1 protein-coding gene is annotated in these 2,850 nt (G+C 41.9%); it reads right to left on the bottom strand.

The genetic code is table 11. The annotated features are described in order from the left end of the window. Positions 1 to 1,111: 1,111 nt before the first annotated feature. On the bottom strand, positions 1,112 to 2,850 hold a 1,739-nt coding region (locus BZJ21_RS16830), incomplete at its 5' end, for a LysM peptidoglycan-binding domain-containing protein (protein WP_077670238.1).

The following is a 2,850-nucleotide window of genomic DNA, read 5'->3' as shown; positions in this document are numbered from 1 at the left end:
AGCTGGGGATCACGGTCAAGACATATGTGACACTAAAAGCTGCAAATGATCGCTGGATCACACTATTTTAATTCATTAATTGGCTGCGGAATGACGGATAATAGAGAAATCATAATGCTAATTTCGGATACGATCTTAATCAAAGGCTATCTCCTCGAAAAACAAACCTACTTGCTGAGATAGGTCACCACCATACACAGGGCGAGCGCATGAGTTGAATTAATGTAAATTCTCACAAACCATTAACCGCGAGATGGTTGTTTTAAGCTGCTTTTCTTTTATCCCCGTTTGTTTCTTAACCGCATAAACCTGGGCTTATGCAGCTCAACTCTTAGCGAGTTAACAAAGAGTGTGATTTCCGTTTACAAATAATCTACTCGTGCGGTTGCCCTGCCACCATACATCCCCCAGAATAAAGAGCCTCCACCAACTAAAGCTATCGACAGCCCCCCAGTTACAGGGATTGCAGCTAGAGCAATGCCTATACCAATACCTCCCGAAACGTTAAAAATTCACTCGCAGTATTATTTACTATATTTCTATTACAAGTATCCTCAAACCAGCCACTACTATTACATGTAGTTACCACATCAGCAGCGTTTCCATATAACCCGGCTCCAATTACGAGACCGTTAGCGATACCTAATGAGCGGCTAAATGACATCGCCTGTTTATACAATGCGGTCATTTCAATACCAGAAATTGCTTTAGAAAATATTAAATTTAATGGCTCTTTTTACATTAACCTAGGGCTACAATAATTTGGCTATAAGCGCTATACATAATGTTATAATAAATAACCAAAACCCAATGCAATGCAACCACATAAATACATTAAATTTCCAAGAGTAAACTTTTACTCTATAACGTATAAAAGGGTACTTAAAGCAATATACCATGAATCTGTTCAAGATATTGTAAGACATCATACATTGATAATCAGAGTGAAGTTTATCGACGTCTTTTGCTAGTTGTTTATCAATAAAAACAATGCGTTGAGGATCTCCCAAGCTCAACACGGCTCCAGATATAGCACCTACCACACACCAAATGACAAAGTACCAAAATATGACTATTGAGAATAAGGCTAAAACTAATTTAAGAGTAATCATCAAAAACTTTCCTGAATGACTTCGAGTTGCTCTTGCCCCCACTGATAAGCAATATAAATAACATCACCGACATTCTTTCCTATAGTAGCACCAGCGACACCACCTACAGCACCACCTGCAACAAAAGCACCTATTGAAGCAATTGCTAAGATCGGAGCAGAAGTTACACCAACAACCCCTAGAGCTAATAGTGTTCCACCGACTGCAGCATTACCCATGAAGCCTCCACCGTAAATTCCACCAACAAACCCGGCTACTTCACGAGTAGTGACTTTGCCACATTCCCCTGATCCATCGACGGAACAGGCTTCATAAATATTCTTCACGCCACTCGCGCCTCCAAGCAACAGCCCGACATAGCCGACGCCACGGGAAGCTCCAATACCGATTGCGACATTTGCCATACGTTTACCTAAATTAGGTACGAAGCCTTTTGCGATAATTTCATCGGCATGATGAACGACAGAACGCGTGGATAGTTTGAGATTGCGCTTAATTTGTGTATAGACAGGGATTTTAACGCTACGTCGAGATAATGCAGCAAAGCTTCCATCTAGTTTTTGAAATAGTGAGACTCGCTCAGCGACAAAAGAACCATAGTTAATACCACCAACACGGCTCGCCATCGCCACCTGAGAGACGTAGAGGTGGTTAATTTCCAAAAGTATGTTATTAATATTTTTTAAATGTTGCTCAACTCCTACAGCTACAGCACCAACTCCCATGGAAGCATAAGCATATAAATCACTTGGTAAGCCATCTTTGCCTACCTTTTTCATGGCTTCGTCAGCGTAAAAATCTAGCAATTCAAAGTGACGATTAACGGTGGAAACTTGCTCTTCAGTTAATTTTGCTAACTCTGTACTTGCTGCTGTTGCTTCTTCAATAAGAGCCGACAGCTTACTTCTCTGTGCTTCAGTGGATGGCTCTTTGGTTAGTACAACTACAATTTCCCCTTGACGGACAGGATTGTTCAAATGTGTATTGTATTTCGTCAAAAGCTTTTGGGTGTCGTCACTTGTATCTGAGGAAAAAAGGTTTTGCCAATAGTCGTCGAGAGGCTGCGTTTTTTCTACTTGAGTGAAGCCAAGCTCAAATTCAGTTGCAACATCAGACACCTTTTTGATATTAACAACGGTCACCTCTTTTTGGACTAATCTTTTATGATTAATAGCAACTGTTGAAGTATCAACTAAACAGCGCTCTGTATAGTCATAGTAAGTGTTCAGAGGGTGATTAAATGGCTTAGGGCTCTCAGGTGGTAGCTCATAAATAGATTTCTTTTCAATGTTTTGTGGTTGCGGACCCTTCACAGTTAGCAAATCACCTACCGCCAATGCCACTGGTTCAGCGTCATACTGCGGATTCAACTCCAACAGCTGCTTAGCGGACAGGCCATATTGTGCGGCAATAGTAGGCCATGATTCACGTTGGCGTGTGGCCGGATCGGTTTTGACCGTGTGGGTTGTCGGCTGCTTTGACTCATCACGCTTATCGGTATCCTTTTCAGAAGAGGATTCATCTCGTTTGGCGATAGCTTGCTTCGGCGCAGCGAGTAATTCATTAATAGACAGTTTAATACCGTTTTCTTCCAGCCATTCGTCGTCCAGGTTATCAAGCGCGTCTTGCGTGATAGGCTCTTTGAGATAGACAAGATGTTGGTCTTCGACCTCTTTGCCGCCAATCTTCCAGTACACCAGAATGGCGCTTTGATAACGATTAAAACCTTGCTCCTGGT

The organism is Salinivibrio costicola subsp. alcaliphilus (genome assembly GCF_001996185.1).
In the GTDB taxonomy this organism is placed as follows: Bacteria; Pseudomonadota; Gammaproteobacteria; order Enterobacterales; family Vibrionaceae; genus Salinivibrio; species Salinivibrio costicola.
The sequence above is the reverse complement of the archived record's forward strand: the minus strand, read 5'-3'. Positions and strand labels throughout refer to the sequence as shown.